This window comes from Microbacterium sp. F2E (assembly GCF_020905435.1).
Classification (GTDB): domain Bacteria; phylum Actinomycetota; class Actinomycetes; order Actinomycetales; family Microbacteriaceae; genus Microbacterium; species Microbacterium lacticum.
Genome location: NZ_JAJJIB010000046.1, coordinates 1 through 1,183 on the forward strand (window position 1 = coordinate 1; position 1,183 = coordinate 1,183).

The following is a 1,183-nucleotide window of genomic DNA, read 5'->3' on the forward strand; positions in this document are numbered from 1 at the left end:
CGGCCGGGGCGTCGGTCTCCAGATACCGTGCCCACAACACCTTCAACGGCGGCTTCTTCCGCCCCAGCCGGGCTGCGACGACCCGCTCGATATCGGGCTCTGCGCATTCTAGGTGGGGGTGAGGGGGTCAAGTCCGCCGGCGATCAGGAGCATGCGGACTCTTCTATGTGTGTCAAGTCGGCGTTACGGCACGGTTCAGTTGACGATAGATCCGTCGGGCGAGGTAGCGCTTGAGGCAGCGGCGGATCTCCTTGTTGGTGCGGCCTTCGGTGCGGCGTCGTTCGACGTAGGCGCGGGTGGCGGGGTCGCAGCGCATGCGGGTGACGACGGCCATGTGCAGGGCTCGGTTCAGCCGCCTGTCACCGCCACGGTTGAGACGGTGTCGGGCGGTGTTTCCGGAAGAGGCGGGGATGGGGTTGACACCGGCGAGAGACGCGAACGCGGCCTCGGAGCGGAGCCGACCGACGTGTGACCAGGCGGTCATCGTGATCGCGGCCGTCACGACACCGATGCCAGGCTCGTCAAGCAGTGTCGCCGCTGGAGTGGCATGAACGAGCGCTTCCATTCGTAACCTGTTCTCGGCGAGTTCGTCATTGAGGGCGGTCACTCGTTTGGCGAGACGGATGGCTTCGGCGCGGGCCGTAGCGGCAGCGACTGTTTCGGCCCGGGCACGCCACCGGGTGATCTCGGTGACCTGAGTGCTGGTCAGTGGTCGGCGGGCGTCGATGCCGAGGTTGACAGTCCGCAGCAGCGCGGTGAGCGCGTTGATGGTGCCGGTGCGTTCGGTGGTCATGTGTTCTCGGGCGGTGACGAGCACGCGCAGGGCGGCGCGTTCACCGTCGTCGTCGCGTGGGCTCCTCAGGTGCGTGATCTCCAGCGGCAGCGCAGCTGCTGCGATTCGGCGGGCATCAAGCGGGTCGGACTTGCCCACCCCTCGGTTCGTGCGCGCATTCATCCGGGGTGCTTCAGCGACCTGGTAGCCGGTCTGCGCGACCGTCTGCGCGAGTCGCGCCCCGTAGGAGCCGATCCCCTCGATGACCCACAGGACGTCCAGGTCCGCGCCGGTGCGCCGCCCGGCCCAGTCGATTGCGCGTTGAAGACCCGCGTGAGTGGTCGGGAACTGTGCAGTGTCGACCAGTTCTCCCAACGGTGCAGCGAGGATCGCCAGGGTATGCGTCTTCGC

The 1,183-nt window shown here is 67.5% G+C and carries 1 protein-coding gene; it reads right to left on the reverse strand.

Annotated features, from left to right (window positions below):
* Nucleotides 1–172 precede the first annotated feature (172 nt).
* Nucleotides 173–1,183 (reverse strand): IS110 family transposase (locus LOK55_RS13910; protein WP_229935845.1); only part of this gene is annotated, 1,011 nt, incomplete at its 5' end.